Origin of the sequence: Pseudomonas sp. O230, from assembly GCF_045447035.1 — a bacterium.
Lineage (GTDB): Bacteria > Pseudomonadota > Gammaproteobacteria > Pseudomonadales > Pseudomonadaceae > Aquipseudomonas.
In genome coordinates this window covers 1-557 of sequence record NZ_JBJGXN010000031.1, presented here as the reverse complement: position 1 = coordinate 557, position 557 = coordinate 1, and the positions used below count along the sequence as shown (strand labels likewise).

The following is a 557-nucleotide window of genomic DNA, read 5'->3' as shown; positions in this document are numbered from 1 at the left end:
CGACGCCCAGGGCAACGCTGAATACCACAGCTACCCGAACGGCGTGAACGGTCCCGGCGCGACTGACGTGTTCACCTACACCCTGCGCGATAACGACGGCGATCAAAGCACCACAACCATCACCATCGACGTCAACAACAGCTGCATCAAAGCGGTCAGCGACAACGATGTGACGGTCTACGAAAAAGCCCTCGACCTGAGCAAGGACGGCCAGGACCTGGCGCCCGGCACCGTCATCGGCAGCCAACCGGGCCACACCGGCGAAACCGCCTCTGGCACCTTGGTCGGCTCGGTCAGCGGTGCGGCGGGCGCGATCACTTACGCGCTGGTTGGCAGCGACCACGGCGCGTATGGCCAGATCCTGCTCAACCCCAACGGCACGTACACCTACACCCTGACCTCGCCGGCCAGCACCACGCCGCATGCGGATAACGGCGCCAATACCCTGAGCGAAACCTTCACCTATCAGGCCACCGATTCGCTGGGCAATACCGTCACCAGCACCATCGTGGTCAACATCGTTGATGACGTGCCTAAAGCCGTCGATGACAGCAACA

General features: G+C 62.5%; 1 protein-coding gene. It reads left to right on the top strand.

Annotation, left to right across the window (positions count from 1 at the left end; all coding sequences use genetic code 11):
* Positions 1-557: VCBS domain-containing protein (locus ACI77H_RS30030; protein ID WP_407015549.1), on the top strand; the 557-nt coding region annotated here is incomplete at both ends.